The 17,515-nt window shown below is 70.4% G+C and carries 18 protein-coding genes; 11 read left to right on the forward strand and 7 right to left on the reverse strand.

The genetic code is table 11. From position 1 onward, the window contains the following. Positions 1-11: 11 nt before the first annotated feature. The 4 genes from AB3M34_RS01095 to AB3M34_RS01110 form a co-directional block, all read right to left on the reverse strand. Positions 12-416 (reverse strand): secondary thiamine-phosphate synthase enzyme YjbQ, encoded by a 405-nt coding sequence (locus AB3M34_RS01095; RefSeq protein ID WP_370617235.1) that lies wholly within the window; start codon positions 414-416, stop codon positions 12-14. A gap of 75 nt (positions 417-491) precedes the next feature. Continuing rightward, positions 492-1,280, reverse strand: coding sequence for an ABC transporter ATP-binding protein (locus AB3M34_RS01100; RefSeq protein ID WP_370617236.1), 789 nt, complete (start codon positions 1,278-1,280; stop codon positions 492-494). Further along, a complete protein-coding gene (locus AB3M34_RS01105; RefSeq protein ID WP_370617237.1) occupies positions 1,277-2,353 on the reverse strand; it encodes an ABC transporter substrate-binding protein in 1,077 nt (358 codons plus the stop codon). Before AB3M34_RS01105 ends, AB3M34_RS01100 begins: the two co-directional genes overlap by 4 nt. A 3-nt stretch (positions 2,354-2,356) precedes the next feature. After that, positions 2,357-3,175: an ABC transporter permease gene (locus AB3M34_RS01110; protein ID WP_370617238.1), complete on the reverse strand. Its 819-nt coding sequence runs from the start codon at positions 3,173-3,175 to the stop codon at positions 2,357-2,359. A 155-nt stretch (positions 3,176-3,330) separates the two neighbouring features. Between AB3M34_RS01110 and AB3M34_RS01115 the strand changes: the two genes are divergently transcribed. Beyond that, a complete protein-coding gene (locus tag AB3M34_RS01115; protein ID WP_370617239.1) occupies positions 3,331-4,464 on the forward strand; it encodes an LLM class flavin-dependent oxidoreductase in 1,134 nt (377 codons plus the stop codon). A gap of 96 nt (positions 4,465-4,560) precedes the next feature. On the opposite strand, the gene AB3M34_RS01120 is transcribed toward AB3M34_RS01115, so the two are convergent. After that, the gene (locus tag AB3M34_RS01120; protein ID WP_370617240.1) at positions 4,561-4,860 is read right to left on the reverse strand and encodes a DUF4287 domain-containing protein; all 300 of its coding nucleotides are present in this window, start codon (positions 4,858-4,860) and stop codon (positions 4,561-4,563) included. Positions 4,861-5,054: 194 nt separating this feature from the next. Here AB3M34_RS01120 and AB3M34_RS01125 point away from each other — a divergent pair, with 194 nt between their 5' ends. From AB3M34_RS01125 to AB3M34_RS01160, 8 genes are all read left to right on the forward strand, one after another. Beyond that, positions 5,055-5,990: an ABC transporter ATP-binding protein gene (locus tag AB3M34_RS01125; RefSeq protein WP_370617241.1), complete on the forward strand. Its 936-nt coding sequence runs from the start codon at positions 5,055-5,057 to the stop codon at positions 5,988-5,990. Then, positions 5,990-6,754, forward strand: a complete 765-nt coding sequence (locus AB3M34_RS01130; protein WP_370617242.1) for an ABC transporter permease — start codon at positions 5,990-5,992, stop codon at positions 6,752-6,754. Before AB3M34_RS01125 ends, AB3M34_RS01130 begins: the two co-directional genes overlap by 1 nt. 6 nt (positions 6,755-6,760) lie before the next feature. After that, on the forward strand, positions 6,761-8,107 hold the full coding sequence (locus tag AB3M34_RS01135; RefSeq protein WP_370617243.1) for a sensor histidine kinase: 1,347 nt from the start codon (positions 6,761-6,763) through the stop codon (positions 8,105-8,107). After that, on the forward strand, positions 8,104-8,724 hold the full coding sequence (locus tag AB3M34_RS01140; RefSeq protein ID WP_370617244.1) for a response regulator: 621 nt from the start codon (positions 8,104-8,106) through the stop codon (positions 8,722-8,724). Before AB3M34_RS01135 ends, AB3M34_RS01140 begins: the two co-directional genes overlap by 4 nt. Before the next feature lie 29 nt (positions 8,725-8,753). Further along, on the forward strand, positions 8,754-9,632 hold the full coding sequence (locus AB3M34_RS01145) for an ABC transporter substrate-binding protein (RefSeq protein WP_370617245.1): 879 nt from the start codon (positions 8,754-8,756) through the stop codon (positions 9,630-9,632). After that, the gene (locus AB3M34_RS01150; RefSeq protein WP_370617246.1) at positions 9,629-10,477 is read left to right on the forward strand and encodes an amino acid ABC transporter permease; all 849 of its coding nucleotides are present in this window, start codon (positions 9,629-9,631) and stop codon (positions 10,475-10,477) included. Before AB3M34_RS01145 ends, AB3M34_RS01150 begins: the two co-directional genes overlap by 4 nt. Next, positions 10,474-11,208: an amino acid ABC transporter ATP-binding protein gene (locus AB3M34_RS01155; protein WP_370617247.1), complete on the forward strand. Its 735-nt coding sequence runs from the start codon at positions 10,474-10,476 to the stop codon at positions 11,206-11,208. The genes AB3M34_RS01150 and AB3M34_RS01155 overlap by 4 nt, the downstream gene beginning before the upstream one ends. A 189-nt stretch (positions 11,209-11,397) precedes the next feature. Beyond that, positions 11,398-12,264 (forward strand): AraC family transcriptional regulator, encoded by an 867-nt coding sequence (locus tag AB3M34_RS01160; protein ID WP_370617248.1) that lies wholly within the window; start codon positions 11,398-11,400, stop codon positions 12,262-12,264. A gap of 40 nt (positions 12,265-12,304) precedes the next feature. Here the strand turns inward: AB3M34_RS01160 and AB3M34_RS01165 are convergent, their stop codons facing one another. Then, on the reverse strand, positions 12,305-13,495 hold the full coding sequence (locus AB3M34_RS01165) for an MFS transporter (protein WP_370617249.1): 1,191 nt from the start codon (positions 13,493-13,495) through the stop codon (positions 12,305-12,307). 206 nt (positions 13,496-13,701) lie between these two features. Here AB3M34_RS01165 and AB3M34_RS01170 point away from each other — a divergent pair, with 206 nt between their 5' ends. Beyond that, on the forward strand, positions 13,702-14,682 hold the full coding sequence (locus AB3M34_RS01170; RefSeq protein WP_370617250.1) for a hypothetical protein: 981 nt from the start codon (positions 13,702-13,704) through the stop codon (positions 14,680-14,682). Between the two features lie 4 nt (positions 14,683-14,686). Further along, the gene (locus AB3M34_RS01175; protein WP_370617251.1) at positions 14,687-15,328 is read left to right on the forward strand and encodes a dihydrofolate reductase family protein; all 642 of its coding nucleotides are present in this window, start codon (positions 14,687-14,689) and stop codon (positions 15,326-15,328) included. On the opposite strand, the gene AB3M34_RS01180 is transcribed toward AB3M34_RS01175, so the two are convergent. Then, complete coding sequence (locus AB3M34_RS01180) at positions 15,325-17,433, reverse strand: heparinase II/III domain-containing protein (RefSeq protein ID WP_370617252.1); 2,109 nt, start codon at positions 17,431-17,433, stop codon at positions 15,325-15,327. The genes AB3M34_RS01175 and AB3M34_RS01180 overlap by 4 nt on opposite strands. Positions 17,434-17,515: the final 82 nt, after the last annotated feature.

The following is a 17,515-nucleotide window of genomic DNA, read 5'->3' on the forward strand; positions in this document are numbered from 1 at the left end:
GCCGCGCCCGGTCACCCCGCGAGGAAGCTGAACCGCACCTCGCGGACCGGGTTGTCGACGTTCGTGTCGACCAGCACGACGCTCTGCCACGTGCCCAAGGCGAGTGATCCTCCGAGCACCGGCACGGTCACCGACGGCGCCATGAACGCCGGGACCACGTGGTCGCGCCCGTGACCCGGAGTCCCGTGCTGGTGGCGCCACCGGTCGTCGCGAGGCAGAAGGTCGTCGAGCGCGGTCAGCAGGTCGTCGTCGGAGCCGGCTCCGGTCTCGATGATCGTCACGCCCGCGGTGGCGTGCGGGACGTACACGTTGAGCAGGCCGTCGCGTTCCTCTCCGACGAACCGCTCGCACTCGCGGGTCAGGTCGTGGACGACGGCGCGGTCGCCGGTACGGATCTCGATGGTGTCGCTTCGCATGAGTCGATCGTCGCGCGTGCAACCCCCGCTGGTCGAGGCCGTAGCGCTAGCGGAGGATCGAGACCCGGCGCCGCCTCACCCGATGGCCGCGCGCACCCGGTGGGTCATCTCGGCGAACTCGGGCGTGGCGCGCAGCTCCGACGGGGCCACGTCCGCGGATGCCGCGGCGAACGGCGCCGGCTCGTCGAACACGATGCTGCCCGGACGGGGGCTCATCACCAGCACACGTGTCCCGAGCAGCACCGCCTCTTCGACGCCGTGCGTGATGAACAGGACCGTCTTGCCCGTCGCCCGCCACAGCGCGAGCAGCTCGCCCTGGAGCCGCTCGCGGGTGAGGGCGTCCAGCGCGCCGAAGGGCTCGTCCATCAGCACGATGTCGGGATCGTTCGCCAGCACCCGAGCGATCTGGGTCCGCTGCTGCATGCCGCCGGACAGCTCGTACGGTCGCCGCTGGGCGAAGTCCGTGAGACCGACCATGGCGAGGTACTCGTCGGCCCGCGCCGTACGGTCCGCCTTGGAGACGCCACGCAGCTTGGGCCCCAGCGCCACGTTCGCGCGGACGTCGAGCCACGGGTACAGCGTCGGCTGCTGGAACACGACTCCGCGGTCGGCGCCGGCGCCACGCACCTCGTGGCCGCCCACCGTGATCGTGCCCGACGTGGGGCGCATGAACCCCGCTGCCAGGCGCATCAGCGTCGTCTTGCCGCACCCCGACGGCCCGGCGAGCGTCACCAGCTCGCCGGGCTCGATCGTGAGGTCGATCCGGTCCAGGGCGGGCACGGCGGTGCCGCGGGAGCCGAACACGTGCTCGACCCCCGCGACGCGTACGGCGCCGGCATGCGTACGGACCGCCTCGAGGGTCACTTCGACGAACCCGCCTCGGCCGCCGCCTCCGCCGGGCTCGCGTCGACCCCGTCGGCGTACGCGGACTCGGGCCCGACGGCGGCGATGCCGTCCTGCGTCAGCAGGAACTGCGCGGTCGCGAACAGGTCCTTGCCGAGCTTGCCGCCCAGGTAGTCCGGACCAGCCTGTTCCTCGGCCGACAGGTAGACGAAGCCCTCGAACTGCGCCTTCGCCTCGTCGGTGCTCACACCCACCTCGACCGCGACACTCTCGGCCGCCTTGTCCGGCTCGTCGGCGATCTGCGCGATCGCGTGGTCCTGCGCCCTCGCCCACAGCTCGAGGAAGTCGGGGTTCTTCTCGACGAAAGACGTGTCGGCGATGCCCACGTCGAACGTCGGCTTGCCCGCCTTCGCGGTGTCCTCGCTGGTGAGGATGACGGCGCCCTTGTCCTTCTCGAGCTCGCTCAGCGTCGGGTCCCACACCCACGAGGCGTCGATGTCTCCGCGCGACCACGCCGGTGCGATCTGCTCGGGCTCGGCGTTGACGAGCTTGTAGTCGGCCGCGTCCTCGCCCGCGTCGGCGATCGCCTGGAGCAGCGAGAAGTGGGCGGTCGACCCGAACGGCGTCGCGATCGTCTTGCCCTTCAGCCCGACGATGTCCGTCGCGGCTCCGTCCCGTACGACCAGCGACTCCGCGGACCCGATGACGTCGTGGATCCACACCACCGACACCGGGAGGTTCAACGGAGCGGACAGTGCCTTCGTCGCTGGTGACGAGCCCACGAGTCCGAGATCGAGGCTCTTGCCGCCGAAGGCCTGCACGACGTCACCCCCGGACGCGAAGTTGCTCCACTCGATCGTCGCGTTCGGGGCGCAGCTCTCCAGGATCTTCTGGTCCTTCACGACGACGTCGCCGTTCGGGATCTTCTGGTATCCGATGCGGACCGTCGCCGTGATGGACTCGTCCGGCTCCCACGGGCAGTCCGAACCACCGGCGGCCGCCTGGTCGTCACCCCCGACGCAGCCGGTCGTGGACAGCGCGAGCGTCAGCAGGGCGGCTGTCAGCAGGGTCTTGTTGCTCTTCAGGGAACGCATGGGTCAGGCCTTTCCTCGCCACGGGACGAGTGTTCGTTCGATGAGACGGATGATGAGGTCGAGGGCGATCGCGGTCAGGCCGATGACGAGGATGCAGGCCACGGACAGGGCGATCTTGTTCTGCGTGCCCGAGAGGTAGGCGAGTCCGCCGATGCCCGGCAGGCCGTTGACGAGCTCGGCGGCGACGACGGTGGTCCAGGCGAAGCCGACGGCGACGCGGATGCCGCTGACGATGTCGGGCAGGGTCGCGGGGAGGACAACCGACGTGACGGCCTGCCGACGCGACGCGCCGAGCGCGAGCACGGCGTTGACCTGGTCCTCCCGGACGCCGCGGACACCGTTGATGGTGGCCAGGGCGATCGGCGGGAAGGCCGCGAGGAAGAGCAGCCAGATCTTCGACGTGTCGTAGATCCCGAACCAGGCGACGAGGAAGCCCATGTACGCCAGCGGCGGGATCGACCGGAGGAAGTCGAGGTACGGGCCGGCGACGCGGCGTACGGAGGCGACCGTGCCCATCAGCAGCCCGAGTGGCACACCCACCACGATCGCGAGGGCCAGCCCGATCGCGATCCGGCGGAGACTGACGACGAGGTGCTCCCACAGGAAGTAGTTCTCCTCGCCGCGCACGACGCGGTCCACGCCGCCGCCGACCGGGTGGTAGGTGTTGGCGCGCACGAACGCGTCCCAGACCTCGCTCGGGCTGGGCGCGAGGTACGCCGGTTGGATCCAGTCCGAGGCCGCGACCCACGTCCAGACCGCGAGCACGGCGACGGCAGTCACGGCGGGCGCGATCCAGTGATGGGGGCGGACACGGCGGGGCATGGTCGAGAACGTAAGGTGCCGGGCCACCCGATCCTGGCCATCTCGCCAGGCGCCGACGAACTCGTGCGGTTTCAATCCACGTGACTGTTAGTCGTGCCCGGCGCGGCCCTACGAGGAAGGGTCGAGGGGGTCTGTCGCCGTCCTCCAGGAGTGTCATGAAGCTGCACTGGTTCCTCCCCACCACCGGGGACAGCCGCACGCTGGTCGGGGGCGGACACAGCGTGCCGACCGAGCTCGCGCGGACCGGGGGCGCCGCTCACACCGCAGGCCGCTACCGCGAGCCCGACCTCGACTACCTCGTCGACGTCGCGCGTACGGCGGAGCGACTCGGCTTCGAGTCGGTCCTCACGCCGACCGGGACGCCGTGCGAGGACGCCTGGGTGGTCGCGTCGGCGCTGCTGTCGGAGACCGAGCGGCTGAAGTTCCTCATCGCCGCACGCCCCGGCCTGATCAGCCCGACCCTTCTCGCGCAGATGGCATCGACGTTCCAGCGCGTCTCCGGCGACCGGCTCGCGATCAACGTCGTCGTCGGCGGCGACCCGTCCGAGCAGGAGCGCTTCGGCGACCGTGTCGGCAAGGACGACCGGTACGCCCGCGCGGAGGAGTTCTTGTCGATCTTCCGTGGCGCGTTCACCGGCGACGGCTACGACCAGGCCGGCACGTACTACGACGTGGTGGACGCACGGACGCGCAAGCCCGCGACCGTACCCCCGATCTATCTCGGCGGCTCGTCGGCGGCCGCGGGTCCCGTCACGGCACGGCAGGTCGACGTCTACCTGACCTGGGGAGAGCCGCCGGCGCAGGTCGCCGACAAGATCGAGTGGATCCGCAAGCTCGCTGCGGAGGAGGGACGCGAGGTACGGTTCGGGATCCGCCTGCACACCATCACGCGCGACCACAGCGAGGACGCCTGGCGCGTCGCCGACCGGCTGCTCGCGGACCTCGACCCGGCCGAGGTCGCCAAGGCGCAGGCCGTCCTCGCGTCGAGCGAGTCCGAAGGGCAGAAGCGGATGCGCGAGCTGCACGGTGGCCGGGCCACGTCCGACGCGCGAAGCCTCGAGGTCTATCCGGGCCTCTGGTCCGGAGTCGGCCTCGTACGCTCTGGCGCTGGCACGGCCCTCGTCGGGAGCCACACCGAGGTCGCGGACCTCATCGGCGAGTACGCCGCGCTGGGCATCGACGAGTTCGTGCTGTCGGGGTACCCGCACATCGAGGAGGCTTACTGGTTCGCCGAGGGCGTGGGGCCGATCCTGCAGCAGCGCGGTCTGGTGCCCCCGCTGGGCGGGTAGTCCGAGCCGAGCCACCCCCGCTGGTCGAGGAGTTCGAGCCGAGTCACCCCCGCTGGTCGAGGCCGTAGCGCTAGCGGAGGATCGAGACCCGTCCGGTCAACCCGCCGGGTTCGTCGCGGCGCCGTCGAGCCAGAGCGTGTCCGACGCGTCGCTGTGCGTGCCACCGGTGCCGACGTGCTTCGAGCTGATCTTCGGGCCGTTGCGGATCACGTGCCACAGCGCCATCGCGTGCCCTCGGCCGAGGCCGTACTCCTCGTCGAGCCAGGCGACGACCTGCCCGGCCTTCGCCTCGGGCTCGGCGAACCCGCGCTCCTTCGCCTCCTCGACCAGCACGCGAGGGGTCTTGCCCGTCTTCTTCTCGATCGTGTCGAGGTACGCCTGGAACGACATCGTCATCCTCCGAGCTCCTGCCGCGGACCGTCCGCATCTGCACTCCTCCGTACGACGGTCGTGCCGTGCGGAACTCATCGATGCCGCTTCGTGCACTTCGCAAGATGCTGGAGATCCACCGAACGGTGGAGGCGCGAATCAACCCAGGCTCAGACGCTGCGGTCGATGTGGCGGGGGCGGTGCGCTCGTAGCGTCGCAGTGTGACCGCATTGGAAGTACGAAACCTGCACAAGCGCTACGGGCCGCACGTTGCCGTCGACGACGTCTCCTTCACGGTCGAAGCGGGAGAGATCTTCGGCATCATCGGGCCCAACGGTGCCGGCAAGACGACAACCGTCGAGAGCATCGCCGGCCTGCGAACTCCCGACTCGGGTTCGATCTCCGTACTGGGACTCGACCCGATCAAGGACCGCGCGGAGGTGCGTGAGCGACTCGGCGTGCAGCTGCAGGAGAGCAGCTTCCCGGACGCGATCACGGTCGCCGAAGCCCTCGAGCTCTACAGCTCCTTCTATCGGAACCCCGCCGACTGGCGCGAGCTCATGGAGCTCCTCGGTCTCACCGAGAGGCGCAACACCCGGTACAAGGCTCTGTCAGGCGGGCAGAAGCAGCGGCTCTCGATCGCGCTCGCCCTGGTCGGCAATCCGTCGGTCGCGATCCTCGACGAGCTCACGACGGGACTGGACCCACAGGCGAGGCGCGACACCTGGAGCCTCATCGAGCGGGTTCGTGGCACGGGCGTCACGATCCTCCTCGTCACGCACTTCATGGATGAGGCGGAGCGCCTCAGCGACCGGATCGCCGTCATCGACGGAGGCCGCGTCGCCGCAGTGGATACGCCCGCAGGCCTGATTGCGCAGTCGACTGCGGTGCAGCAGGTCCGGTTCCGCGTGAGTCGACCGCTGGACGAGAGCGTCCTGACCGAGCTTCCCGACGTGACCGAGGTCGAGAACACGGACGGCCGCTGGCTGGTCACCGGCGGGGGACCGCTTCTGACCAGCGTCGCAGGAGCGCTCGCCAGGGCGCAGGTCGTGGCGGAGGATCTCCGCATCGACCAGCGCAACCTCGACGACGCGTTCGTGGCCCTCACGGCGCGCGCCGCGGAGTCCCCAGAACCCTCCGAGAGCAGCATCGACTGATGCGTGCTCTCCCGAAGATGGTCAAGGTCGAGACGAAGCTCTTCCTTCGCGACGCTGCCACAGTCACCTTCGGTGTGCTGTTCCCGACGGGCCTCCTACTCGGGCTGGGTGCCATCCCGACGCTCAGAGAGTCGTCGCCGGAAACCGGCGGGCTCCGGTCCATCGACGTCTGGGCGCCGACGGCACTGGTGTTCGGGATGGTGATGATCGCCGTGCAGCACGTCCCGACGGTGATCGCGACGTATCGTGAACGCGGCATCCTGCGCAGGCTGTCGACAACCCCGGCCCATCCGCGGAACGTCCTGCTCGCGCAGATGATCGTCGCGTTCGCTTCCGCGGTCGTCGCCGCGGCCCTCATGATCTTCCTCGCGTGGGCGGTGCTGGACATCGCGCCGCCCGAGCGTCCCCTGGAGTTCGTCGTCGCCTTCGTCGTCGGCTATGCGGCACTGCTCGGGCTCGGCATGGTCTCCGCGGCCATGGCCCGCACGAGCAGCGCCGCGAACCAGATCGGGACCGTCATGTTCGTCGCGCTGATGTTCTTCGGAGGGGCATTCCTGCCCCGTGTCCTCATGCCCGACGTGCTGCGCGAGGTCGGCGAGTTCATCCCGCCTGGACTGCAGGCTCTCACCGCGGCGTGGTCCGCCGAAGCGGGTGAGATCACCGCCACCGCCGGTGGGCAGGCCTTCTGGCTGCAGATTGCCATAATGGCGGGTGTCGCCATGATCACGAGCGCGATCGCCGCGAAGCGCTTCCGCTGGGAGTAGGTGTCGATGATTCGGGATGCCGGGGCCGGCGAGCGCCCGCGCTCCGGGACGTACGGGTCCGCCGTCGCGGAAGAGGCGGAGATCGCGAATCGATCCCGATTGGCCTGGAAAGAGCAGCAGCTGCGGATCTGGGACCTGCTGCAGCTGATCACCCCGTGGCTGCTGCTGACGATCTCGACGGCGATCTACTTCTCGTGGGTGCTTCCGGCTTCCGGTGAACGATTCTGGCCCGAGGGCGCAACCGTCCTCGGGCTGGTCGCGGTCGCGGTCCTGTGGGTGCTGTTCTGTCACACGCTGCCCCTCAAGAGGAAGACGCTCCGCCCCGTGTCGACGGGCATCTTCTTCGTCGGACTGCTGACGCTGTGCGTCACCCTCATGACGTACTCCGACGTCTTCCTCGTCTTCACCATCGCAGGCTTCTTCCACGCGTACCTGCTCAGGCCGTGGCCGTTGGGGGTGCTCGGAGTCCTGGCCACCTCGGTGGTCCTCAACGCCTCGGTGATGCGCGTGTGGGCAGACCCGACCGCGGACGTGCTGGCGGAGTTCATCCTGATCGTCGCCGTGCAGACCGCGGCGATCGGGGTGGGTATCGTGCTGACGGCGCGCAGCGAGCCGGAGGAACGCAAGCGTGAGGAGCTCGTCGAGCGGCTCGAGGCGGCACTGCACGAGAACGCCGGGCTTCATGCGCAGCTGGTCGCCCAGGCGCGTGAATCCGGGGCGCAGGACGAGCGGCAGCGACTGGCCGGCGAGATCCACGACACGCTGGCTCAGGGTCTCGCCGGCATCATCACGCAGCTCCAGGCAGCGGAGCGTTCCGCCAGTCGGCGGGGCGAGACGGAAGAACACGTTGCGCGTGCACTTCGGCTTGCGCGGAGCAGCCTGACCGAGGCAAGACGGTCCGTGCGGGCGCTCGCTCCGCAGGAGCTCGGGCGAGCGCACCTCCCCGACGCGCTTCGCACCTTGACCGAGCGATGGTCGGAGGACCAGGGGGTCAGCGCGCAGGTGGAGGTCACCGGCACCCGAGAGCCACTGAGCCCGGCGATCGAGGTGTCGCTCTTCCGGGTCGCGCAGGAGTCGCTGACCAACGTGGCGAAGCACGCGAAGGCCTCGCGCGTCGGTGTCACCCTGTCGTACACGGGCATCGAGGTGCTGTTGGACGTGCGTGATGATGGACGCGGGTTCGTGACAGGGGTCGGCACCGGCTTCGGCCTGACGAGCATGCGCCAACGCATCAGAGGGGTCGGCGGTCACGTCGAGGTGCAGAGCGCGCCGGGTGAAGGGACATCCGTCAGTGTGCGCGTCCCGGCGATCGCCCCCGGCGGCACGAGAGCAGAGGGGGAGACCGACCGATGATCCGACTCGTCGTCGTCGACGACCACCCGATCGTGAGGGGCGGGCTTCGCGACACGTTCGCGGACGCCGAGGACATCGTCGTGGTCGGTGAGGCCGGGGACGGAGCCGAGGGCATCGAGCGTGCGGAGCAGCTGGCAGCGGACGTCGTGCTCATGGACCTTCGGATGCCCGGGATGGACGGCGTCGCCGCGACCGCGGCCCTGCGCGAGCGGGTTCCCAGTGCCCGAGTGCTGATCCTGACCACCTTCGACAGCGAGAGCGACGTTCTGCCGGCGATCGAGGCGGGTGCGATCGGCTATCTCCTGAAGGATGCTCTGCCCGACGAGCTGATGCGCGCCGTACGTGCAGCCGCCCGTGGCGAGTCGGTGCTCGCGCCGTCGGTGACGCAGCACCTCATGGGGCAGGTTCGGAGGCCCGGCGCCGGCACGCTGACCGATCGAGAGAAGCAGGTGCTGCAGCTGGTCGCGAACGGCAGCTCGAACCGGGAGGCCGCTGCGGCGCTCTTTATCGGTGAGGCGAGCATCAAGACCCACCTGCAACACATCTACGACAAGCTCGGCGTTCGTGATCGGGCCTCGGCGGTGGCCGAGGGCTACCGCCGTCGCCTGCTCACGTGACGCCCGTGGTGCTGGAATACGCTTTGTCCATGAATCCTGTGCGTCGCCCTGCCCGTCTCGCTGCCTTCGCCGCCGCCTCCCTCCTGGCGCTCGCCGTCGGGTGCGCCCCGGCCGACGAGGGTGACGACGACACCGACGCGTCCGACAGCGCGGCGTCCTGCGAGAAGGCCGACCTCCCCCTGAAGACCGACGGCCAGCTCACGATCGGCACCGACTCCCCGGCGTACGAGCCGTGGTTCGTCGACGACGACCCGAGCAACGGCAAGGGCTTCGAGAGCGCGGTCGCGTACGCCGTCGCCGACCAGCTCGGGTTCGCGAAGGACGAGGTCGTGTGGGAGGCGGTGCCGTTCAACACGAGCTACCAGCCGGGTGAGAAGTCGTTCGACTTCGACATCAACCAGGTCTCGATCACCGAGGAGCGCGCGAAGGCGGTCACGTTCTCGGAGCCCTACTACAAGGCGGCGCAGGCGATCATCACGCTCGAGGACAGCCCGTACGCGAAGGCCACGAGCTTCGCCGACCTCAAGGACGCACAGTTCGGCGCGCAGGTCGGGACGACCTCGCTGAACGCGATCGACCAGATCGCGCCGGCGAAGCAGCCTCGCGTGTACGACGACAGCAACCAGGCCACCAAGGCCCTCGAGGTCGGCCAGATCGACGCGCTCGTCCTCGACCTGCCGTCCGCGTTCTACACGACCGCAGCGGTGCTCTCCGAGCCCGGTGTGATCGTCGGGCAGTTCCAGCCCGAGACCGGGCAGAGCGAGGAGTTCGGCCTCCTCCTGCAGAAGGGCAGCGAGCTCGTCGGATGCCTGGACGAGGCGATCACCACGCTGCGTGAGGACGGCACCCTCGCCGATCTCGAAGAGCAGTGGCTGTCGCAGACCACGGGTGTGCCTGAGCTGTCGTGAGCGCCTCCTGGGAGGTGAGCGCGCGCCAGCTCGAACGCCTGGCGTTCCGGCGCCGTCGCGACCGCCGCCGGATGACGATCGCGCTCGTGTCGACCGTCGTCGTGCTCGTCGGCGCCTGGCTCCTGATCACCTCCGCGCCGGGCTGGGACCGCGTCCGCGAGACGTACTTCGACTGGGACGACGCCAAGGCAGCCTTCCCCGACATCGCGAAGGCGTTCGTCACGAACATCAAGGCGTTCCTCGTCGCCGAGGTCCTGATCCTCGCGCTCGCGCTGCTCGTCGCGATCATCCGGGTGGTGCCGTCGGCGTGGATGGCGCCGCTGAAGGTCCTCGCCACGATCTACACCGACGTCTTCCGTGGCACGCCGACCCTGCTCGTCGTGCTCCTGGTCGGGTTCGGGATCCCGGCCCTCGGTCTCCAAGGCGCCCCGACGAGCCTGTTCTGGCTCGGCGTCATCGCGCTGACCCTGAGCTACGGGGCGTACGTCGCCGAGGTGATCCGTGCAGGCATCTTGTCGGTCCACCCGAGCCAGTGGGCCAGCGGTCGGTCGCTCGGCCTCTCGTACGGCAAGACCCTCCGCCACGTCGTTCTGCCGCAGGCGCTCCGCCGCGTGACGCCGCCGCTGCTCAACGACTTCGTCTCGCTCCAGAAGGACACCGCCCTGCTCTCCGTGATCGGCCTCGTCGAGGCGCTGCGGCAGGCGCAGATCTTCTCCAGCCGCGACTTCGTCTTCACGCCGTACGTCGTCGCGGCCGCCTTCTTCATCGTGGCGACGATCCCGCTCGCGCGGTTCACCGACTGGCTGTCGCTGCGTGCGGCCCGACGACAGAGCGGGGCAGCATGAGCGGGCTCCTGGAGGCGCGCGGCGTCCGCAAGACGTACGGCGACCACGACGTGCTCAAGGGTGTCGACCTGAGCGTCGACGCGCACCACGTGGTGTGCCTGATCGGCGCGTCCGGCTCGGGCAAGTCGACGCTCCTGCGCTGCCTCAACCTGCTCGAGGTCGTGGACGACGGCGAGATCTGGTTCGACGGCGCCGAGATCACCGACCCGCGGGTCGACGTCGACGAGGTGCGCCGTGACATCGGCACGGTCTTCCAGGCCTTCAACCTCTTCCCGCACATGTCGGTCCTCGACAACGTCACGCTCGGCCCCCGCAAGGTCCGCGGTGGTCGCCGTCGCGACGCCGAGGAGCGCGCGATGGCGCTGCTCACGCGGTTCGGTCTCGCCGACCAGGCGCGCAAGCATCCCGACGCGCTCTCGGGAGGCCAGCAGCAGCGGGTCGCGATCGTCCGCGCTCTCGCGATGGAGCCGAAGGTCCTGCTGCTCGACGAGGTCACCTCGGCGCTCGACCCGATGCTCGTCGGCGAGGTCCTCGAGGCGGTGCGCGAGCTGAAGGCCGAGGGCATGACGATCGTGATGGCCACCCACGAGATGCAGTTCGCGCGCGAGGTCGCCGACGAGGTGCTCTTCCTCGAGAGCGGTGTCGTGTGCGAGCGCGGGACGGCCGAGCAGGTCTTCACCGACCCGACCGATCCGCGTACGCGCGCGTTCCTGGCGCGCCACCTGGCCTGACGCGCGCTGCCCACCAGGCGAGGTGGCTTCGTGCGACCGGGTCTCGATCGCTTCGCGCCTCGACCAGCGGGAGGGGGGTCTCGATCGCTTCGCGCCTCGACCAGCGGGAGGGGGGTCTCGATCGCTTCGCGCCTCGACCAGCGGGGGCCACGCGGGAATGTCTCCCGTACGGGTGGACTTGTCCTCTGCATGGTCGCCACGGGGTACGACGCACAGCCCGTCCGCACGTCCGAGCCTGTCGCAGCGCTCGACGAGCTCCTCGGGGCGCTGCACTGGAGCGTGACCGGGTTCGCCCGCGACGACCTCGGTGCCGGCGACCACCGGCGCTACCACGGTGACGGGATGCGCTTCCACTACGTCGTCTCCGGTGACGCGGTGGTCAGCCGCGGCACAGAACGGACCGAGCTGCGGGAGGGCGCGTTCCTGCTTCTGCCGCGCGGCGGTGAGGCGCTCCTCCGCTCGACCACGACGACGACGCTCTACACCGGCAACCTCCGGCTCGAGGTCTCCGACGGCGACCGGCTGGTCCGGCTCATGCCCGACACGGTGCTCGCCTGCTGCTTCCGCGCCGCCGAACCCGTCATGGGGCCGCTGCTGGACGCGATGGACGACGAGGTGCGCCGCGCGCGGCCCGGCTCGAGCTCGCTCACGACCCGGATCGCGAACCTCGTGATGGTCGCGGCGATCCGTCAGTGGGCGGAGTCCGGCTGCGGCGCCGCGAGCGGATGGCTCGGCGCGATCCGCGACCCGCACGTGGCCCGAGTGCTCGCCGCCATCCACGACGACCCCGGCTCGCCCTGGACGGTCGCGTCGCTCGCCCAGGTGGCGAGTGCGTCGCGGTCGCAGTTCTCCGAGCAGTTCCGTGCCGCGGTGGGCGACAGCCCTCACCGGTACCTGACGGCGGTCCGGATGCGGAAGGCCATGGACCTGCTGCGCACCGGCACCCCGTCGACGTACGTCGCCTCGGTCACCGGCTACGGGTCGGAGGCGGCGTTCAGCCGCGCGTTCCGACGCCACACCGGACTGTCGCCGCGCGCGTGGCGGCAGGCCGCCTGACTCGGCCCACCGCCACGCCGTCCCCCGTCGTCCCCAGAGGTCAGACCCGGCGAGCGGCCCCGAGCAGGGCGCCGCCCAGCACCGCGGCGACACCACCGAGCACCAGAGCCGTGCGCACGTCGAACGCGTCGACGACGAGCCCGCCGACCGCTGCGCCCAGCGCGATCGCGATCTGGAACGTCGCCACGAACAACCCGCCCATGCTCTCCAGCCGGTCCGGCGCGACGCGCGCGATCCATGTCTGGACGGCGGTCGGGATCCCGCCGAAACCGATCCCCCAGAGCACGACCGTCGCCGCCACCAGGGCGTACGAGGTGCCGCCGAGCGCGAGCGTCACCGTCGCGACTCCGATCAGGACAGGTGCTGCGACCACGAGAAGCCGCAACCGCTTGTCGGCCAGCAGCCCGCTCAGGATGTTGCCGACGAAGCTCGCCGCCCCGTACGCCGCCAGCAGCCCGGCGAGGCCGGCCGCGGTCAGCAGCGGGACGCGGTCGAGCGCCGGCCGAAGGTAGGTGAAGCCGGCGAAGTGTCCACCGGCGATCAGCGCCGTTGCCGTCATCCCGACGAGCACGATGCGGCGCCTGGCCGTCTCGAGGAGGATGCGCAGCGAGCCGCTGGACGTGACCGGGAGTCGGGGAAGGGTGACGAGCTGCGCCACCAGGGCGAGCACGGCGGTTCCGCCAGCGGCGACGAACACCCACCGCCAGCCCCACAGCTCCCCCAGGAACGCTCCGACGGGGACGGCCAGCACCGTGGCGAGCGAGACGCCCGAGTTGACCACCATCATCGCGCGGCCGAGGTGGTCGGGGGCGACGAGCTGGGCGGTCACCGCGAGGACCATCGCCCAGAACCCCGCCAGGGCGACGCCGAGCAGCAGCCGTGCGAGGAGGACCGTGACCAGGCCTGGGCTGATCGCGACCAGCAGGTTCGACACCAGCGCGAGCGCCGTGAGCCCCACCATCACCACGCGCCGGTCCGTGCGCGGCAGCAGGATCGCCAGCGTCGGTGCGGTCACCGCGCCCATCAGTGCGGTGACGGTCACGGTCTGGCCCGCCATGCCCTCGGACACGCCGAGGTCGTGCGCCATCGGCGAGAGGAGGCTCGCGGGGAGGAACTCCGCCGTCACCAGGGTGAAGATGCCCAGCGCCAGCGCACCGACGGCCCACCACGACGCGGGTGGGGCCGAACGATCGACGGCGGTCGTGCCGTCTGCGGTCTGCGTGGCGGTCATGGCGCTCCTTCTCGATTGCTGGTCCCGCCATCGTGGGTCGTGCGGCCAGTCGCGACTTGACCCATCGTCGGGCGGACCTGACCGTTCGTCCTCCGTTCGAGATGCATCATCCGGTGCAATACGTAGCGTGGGGACGGATCGCCCAGCGTGGGGAAGCCGTCGTCGACCAAGCCGTCGGTGCGCGGGGTGGTCGTCGGGGGGAAGACATGTCTCGTACGCACCTCGGGCGTACGGCGTCGCTGTTGCTGGCGCCGACCGTCCTTGCAATGACTCTTCTGGCCGTGGCACTCGCACCGCCGTCGGCCGCGAAGGCGCCGCCGAGCCCGGTCACGCTGTCGACCATCGAGCTACCGGCCGGCCACGTCGGTCAGGTCAGCTGCGCCCGACCGCATCCGGGCACCGTGAGGCTCGGCTCCCTGCTCGTGAGGACCTGGCCGGCCACGAGCTGGATGGCCGCACGTGACTGCGGGACCTCGGGCAGCGAGCACTACGACGGTCGCGCCGTCGACTGGATGACGAACGCGCGCACCGTCAAGGGCAAGAAGCGCGGCAACGACCTCGTCGCCTGGTTGCTGGCGACCGACGCGGCCGGCAACCGGTTCGCGAACGCGCGACGACTGGGCGTCATGTACATCATCTGGAACAACAAGATCTGGTCGACGTACCGATCGCGCGACGGGTGGCGCAGCTACAACGGCTGCACCGCGAAGGCGCGTGCCGGTGCGGGGAGCGACACCACGTGCCACCGCAACCACGTGCACATCTCGCTGTCGTGGGCCGGTGCACGCGGCTACACCTCGTACTGGGACGGCACCGTCGCGGGCGCGAACTACGGGCCGTGCCGGCCGGCGGGCCTCAACTGGGCCGGGCGCTACACGAAGCGGCGCGCGACGCCGTGTCCCTGGTACCCGCGCGTGACCGCAGCCAAGGGGTCGTCGACGGTGCACCGCAGCCTGGTGACCTACTCCGGTCTGCGCATCACGAAGGGCATGCGCGGCCCTGCAGTCCGTGCCGTCCAGCGGGCGATCCGGGTCCCGGTCACCGGGGTGTGGGACGCGACGTCGCGTGCGCAGATGCGCGCGTACAAGGGTGCACGCCACCTCGGTGGGTCCGCCGTCGTCGGTACGGGCGCCTGGCGGTCGCTGCTCACGCAGACCGCACCGAAGCCGAAGGCGCCGCTAGCCTGAGGCGGTGCCGAAACTTCGAGCCCACACCATCAGCGTCTCCGTCGACGGCTTCATGGCCGGTCCCGACCAGGATCTCGAGAACCCGCTCGGCGTCGGCGGTGAGGCGCTGCACGCGTGGATCTTCCCGCAGAAGGACTCGGGCCGACCCGTCGACCCTTCGGGGCCGGACGCGGACTTCCTGCTCCGGCGCACCGAGGGCGTCGGTGCGACCGTGATGGGCCGCAACATGTTCGGGCCCGTCCGCGGTGAGTGGCCTGACGAGTCCTGGCGGGGTTGGTGGGGCGAGGACCCGCCGTTCCACCACCCGACGTTCGTCCTCACCCACCACGCGCGCGAGCCGCTGACGATGGACGGCGGGACGACCTTCCACTTCATCACCGACGGCTTGGAGTCTGCTGTCGAGCAAGCGTTCGACGCGGCTGACGGCCAGGACGTCGTGCTCGGCGGTGGAGCGTCGACGATCCGTGCCGCACTCCAGGTCGGGCTGCTCGACGAGCTGCACGTCGCGATCGTCCCAGTGCTGCTCGGACGCGGCGAGCCGTTGTTCTCCGCACGGCTGCCACCGTCGTACGTGGTGGTCGAGCACGTGCCCTCGGACTCGGTCACGCACGTGGTGATCGCGAAGCGCGAGAGCGCCGCGACCTAGCGCCGCTTCTTGACCTTCACCGTGCGCGTCACCGACGTCACGGTGCGCCAACCCTTGCTGCCCTGCTTCGCGCGGACGACGACCCGGAACCGCTTGGTCCCCTTCGACGTCATCTTCACGTTGGTCGCAGCCAGGCCGGACTTCGAGGTGCGCAGCGTGCGGACCTTGCGCCACTTGCCCTTGCGACGCTCCTGCAGCACGACCTTCGCACGCTTCGCCGGGAGCCCGAGCGAGGTCACCCGCGCCTTGAAGCGGACCTTCTGACCGACCCGTGCCTTCGCCTTGGAGCGACCGAACGACACCTTCGCCGCGAGTCGTGCGAACTCGTTGACCGAGGTGGCGATCGTCGTCGCGCGTCCGTTGACGGCGACCCGCAGCGCCTTGCGCCCACCGCTCGTCGTACGAGCGACCGACGGGGTGCCGCTGGAGGTGAAGACCGTGACGACGCGGGCCGTCTTGCCGGTCCGGACCGGGATCGGCACTCGCACGACCGATCCGCGGCTCGAGGCGCCGTACACCTGACCGAGGATGCCGGCCGTCGTCGTGCCTGCGGAGGCCCGCGGGGCTCCGGTGGTGAGCATGCGGGCGCTGCGCGTGGCGCCGTTGGCGTCCTTCCCGCTCAGCGCGACCCAGTGGCCGCTGGTCCGGACGCCGACGCCCGCGGGCAGGACCCACTGCTGCTGCACGGTGCCTGACACCTTCGTCGAGCGGACGAGGTCCTCGACGACCACGGCGTCGATGCCACGCAGGTAGTAGACGCACCGCGCGAGCTCGAAGCCGCTGGAGCCGAGGTAGCCGGGGTCGTAGACGCAGGTCCGGTGCGTGTAGGCCGAGCCGGCCGAGGCCTTCACCTGCCCGTAGACCGAGCGGTTGGGAGTGCCGGGCGCGACCAGCGCGCTGTGGGCGTTGCGGCGGGTGACCGCGGAGCGCAGGCTCGACCCGTTGTACGCGTACGGGCCGGGATCGGCCACCCACGAGACTCCGTCGGAGAACATCGTCATCGCGGTCGTGTCGGCGTGCCGGTGCGACGGGAGCGCGTACCGGTCGGCGGTCCTCAGCGAGTAGAACGTGGACGACGTGTCGACGCCTGCGACCCACCCGGACCGGCCGAACGTGTAGCCGCCGGCATAACGGGAGTAGGTGCGTGTCGGCGTGCGGCCGCTCGCACCGGACGTCCGGACCCACTCCGCGGCCGACGTCGAGCCGAACACGCCGGCGGGGATCCGCTGCAGGTGCGTGTCGCCGATCGTCTCCAGGTAGCGGTCGGGTCGGCTCGCGGCTGCGAAGAAGTTGCTGCGCGCGGCGATCATGGAGCCGATCGAGGACGCCGAGCTCGCGGCGCCGTACGCCGTGAACACGTTGTAGGTGCGGTGCATGATCGTGCCGAGGTACAGGCCGTACCCGGGTGCGCCCTCGAGGTCGGAGCCGTCGGAGTGCGCGAGACGGGCGGCGACCGTGAGGGCCTGCCGCCGCAGCGTCGTCCGCTGCGCCTCGGTGCCTGCCTGCTTCGCCCCTGCGTACGCCGCGAGCTTGAGGTTCATCGTGGTGTTGTTGCCGTACGTGCCGTACGCGAGCGCCTTCGCGAGCTCCACCTTGAGCTGCTTGGCGGCCCACGCGCGGTCGATCGACGACGCCGCGAGGCGGTTCATGCAGACGAACGTGCCGATGCGGAAGCCCAGGTACTGGGGGTGGTTCTGCCAGTAGGTGCGCTTCTTCGGAGGGTTGTCGGCGACCCAGTCGCGGACGATCGCGGTGAAACGGCGCTGCATGGCCAGGCCCTCGGAGTCGCCGAGCGCGAGGCCGGTCTTGAGGAGCGGGAGCGCCCAGTGCAGCGAGTGCATGTAGCGGTCGCCCGCCAGGTCGAGCCCCGACTGCGGCTTCCACGACGGGTTGGTGGCCAGCCGCATCGTGCCGTACTGGTTCATGTCGACGGTGCCCGCCATGATCGACCGCGCACGCCCGACGCCGGCACGCGTGAGAGACCCGAGCGTGTGCATGTTCTCGCAGATCGTGTCGTACCCGGGAGTGGCGGCCGCTGCCGCGGGCGCGGGCGTGGCCACAGCCTGGACCACCACGAGGCCGGAGACGGCGAGAGTCGCGGACACGGCGGCGCCGGTGAGACGGCGGAGCGTTCGGGCAGGGGTGGTACGTCGGGGGGCACACATAGGGACCCCATGGTGCCAGATG

This window comes from Mumia sp. Pv4-285 (assembly GCF_041320275.1).
Lineage (GTDB): Bacteria > Actinomycetota > Actinomycetes > Propionibacteriales > Nocardioidaceae > Mumia > Mumia qirimensis.

Bases quoted from the DNA above. Each gene is read 5' to 3' on its own strand.
- AB3M34_RS01095 (WP_370617235.1), bottom strand. From the start codon at position 416: ATGCGAAGCGACACCATCGAGATCCGTACCGGCGACCGCGCCGTCGTC.
- AB3M34_RS01105 (WP_370617237.1), bottom strand. From the start codon at position 2,353: ATGCGTTCCCTGAAGAGCAACAAGACCCTGCTGACAGCCGCCCTGCTG.
- AB3M34_RS01110 (WP_370617238.1), bottom strand. From the start codon at position 3,175: ATGCCCCGCCGTGTCCGCCCCCATCACTGGATCGCGCCCGCCGTGACT.
- AB3M34_RS01115 (WP_370617239.1), top strand. From the start codon at position 3,331: ATGAAGCTGCACTGGTTCCTCCCCACCACCGGGGACAGCCGCACGCTG.
- AB3M34_RS01120 (WP_370617240.1), bottom strand. From the start codon at position 4,860: ATGACGATGTCGTTCCAGGCGTACCTCGACACGATCGAGAAGAAGACG.
- AB3M34_RS01130 (WP_370617242.1), top strand. From the start codon at position 5,990: ATGCGTGCTCTCCCGAAGATGGTCAAGGTCGAGACGAAGCTCTTCCTT.
- AB3M34_RS01135 (WP_370617243.1), top strand. From the start codon at position 6,761: ATGATTCGGGATGCCGGGGCCGGCGAGCGCCCGCGCTCCGGGACGTAC.
- AB3M34_RS01140 (WP_370617244.1), top strand. From the start codon at position 8,104: ATGATCCGACTCGTCGTCGTCGACGACCACCCGATCGTGAGGGGCGGG.
- AB3M34_RS01145 (WP_370617245.1), top strand. From the start codon at position 8,754: ATGAATCCTGTGCGTCGCCCTGCCCGTCTCGCTGCCTTCGCCGCCGCC.
- AB3M34_RS01155 (WP_370617247.1), top strand. From the start codon at position 10,474: ATGAGCGGGCTCCTGGAGGCGCGCGGCGTCCGCAAGACGTACGGCGAC.
- AB3M34_RS01160 (WP_370617248.1), top strand. From the start codon at position 11,398: ATGGTCGCCACGGGGTACGACGCACAGCCCGTCCGCACGTCCGAGCCT.
- AB3M34_RS01165 (WP_370617249.1), bottom strand. From the start codon at position 13,495: ATGACCGCCACGCAGACCGCAGACGGCACGACCGCCGTCGATCGTTCG.
- AB3M34_RS01170 (WP_370617250.1), top strand. From the start codon at position 13,702: ATGTCTCGTACGCACCTCGGGCGTACGGCGTCGCTGTTGCTGGCGCCG.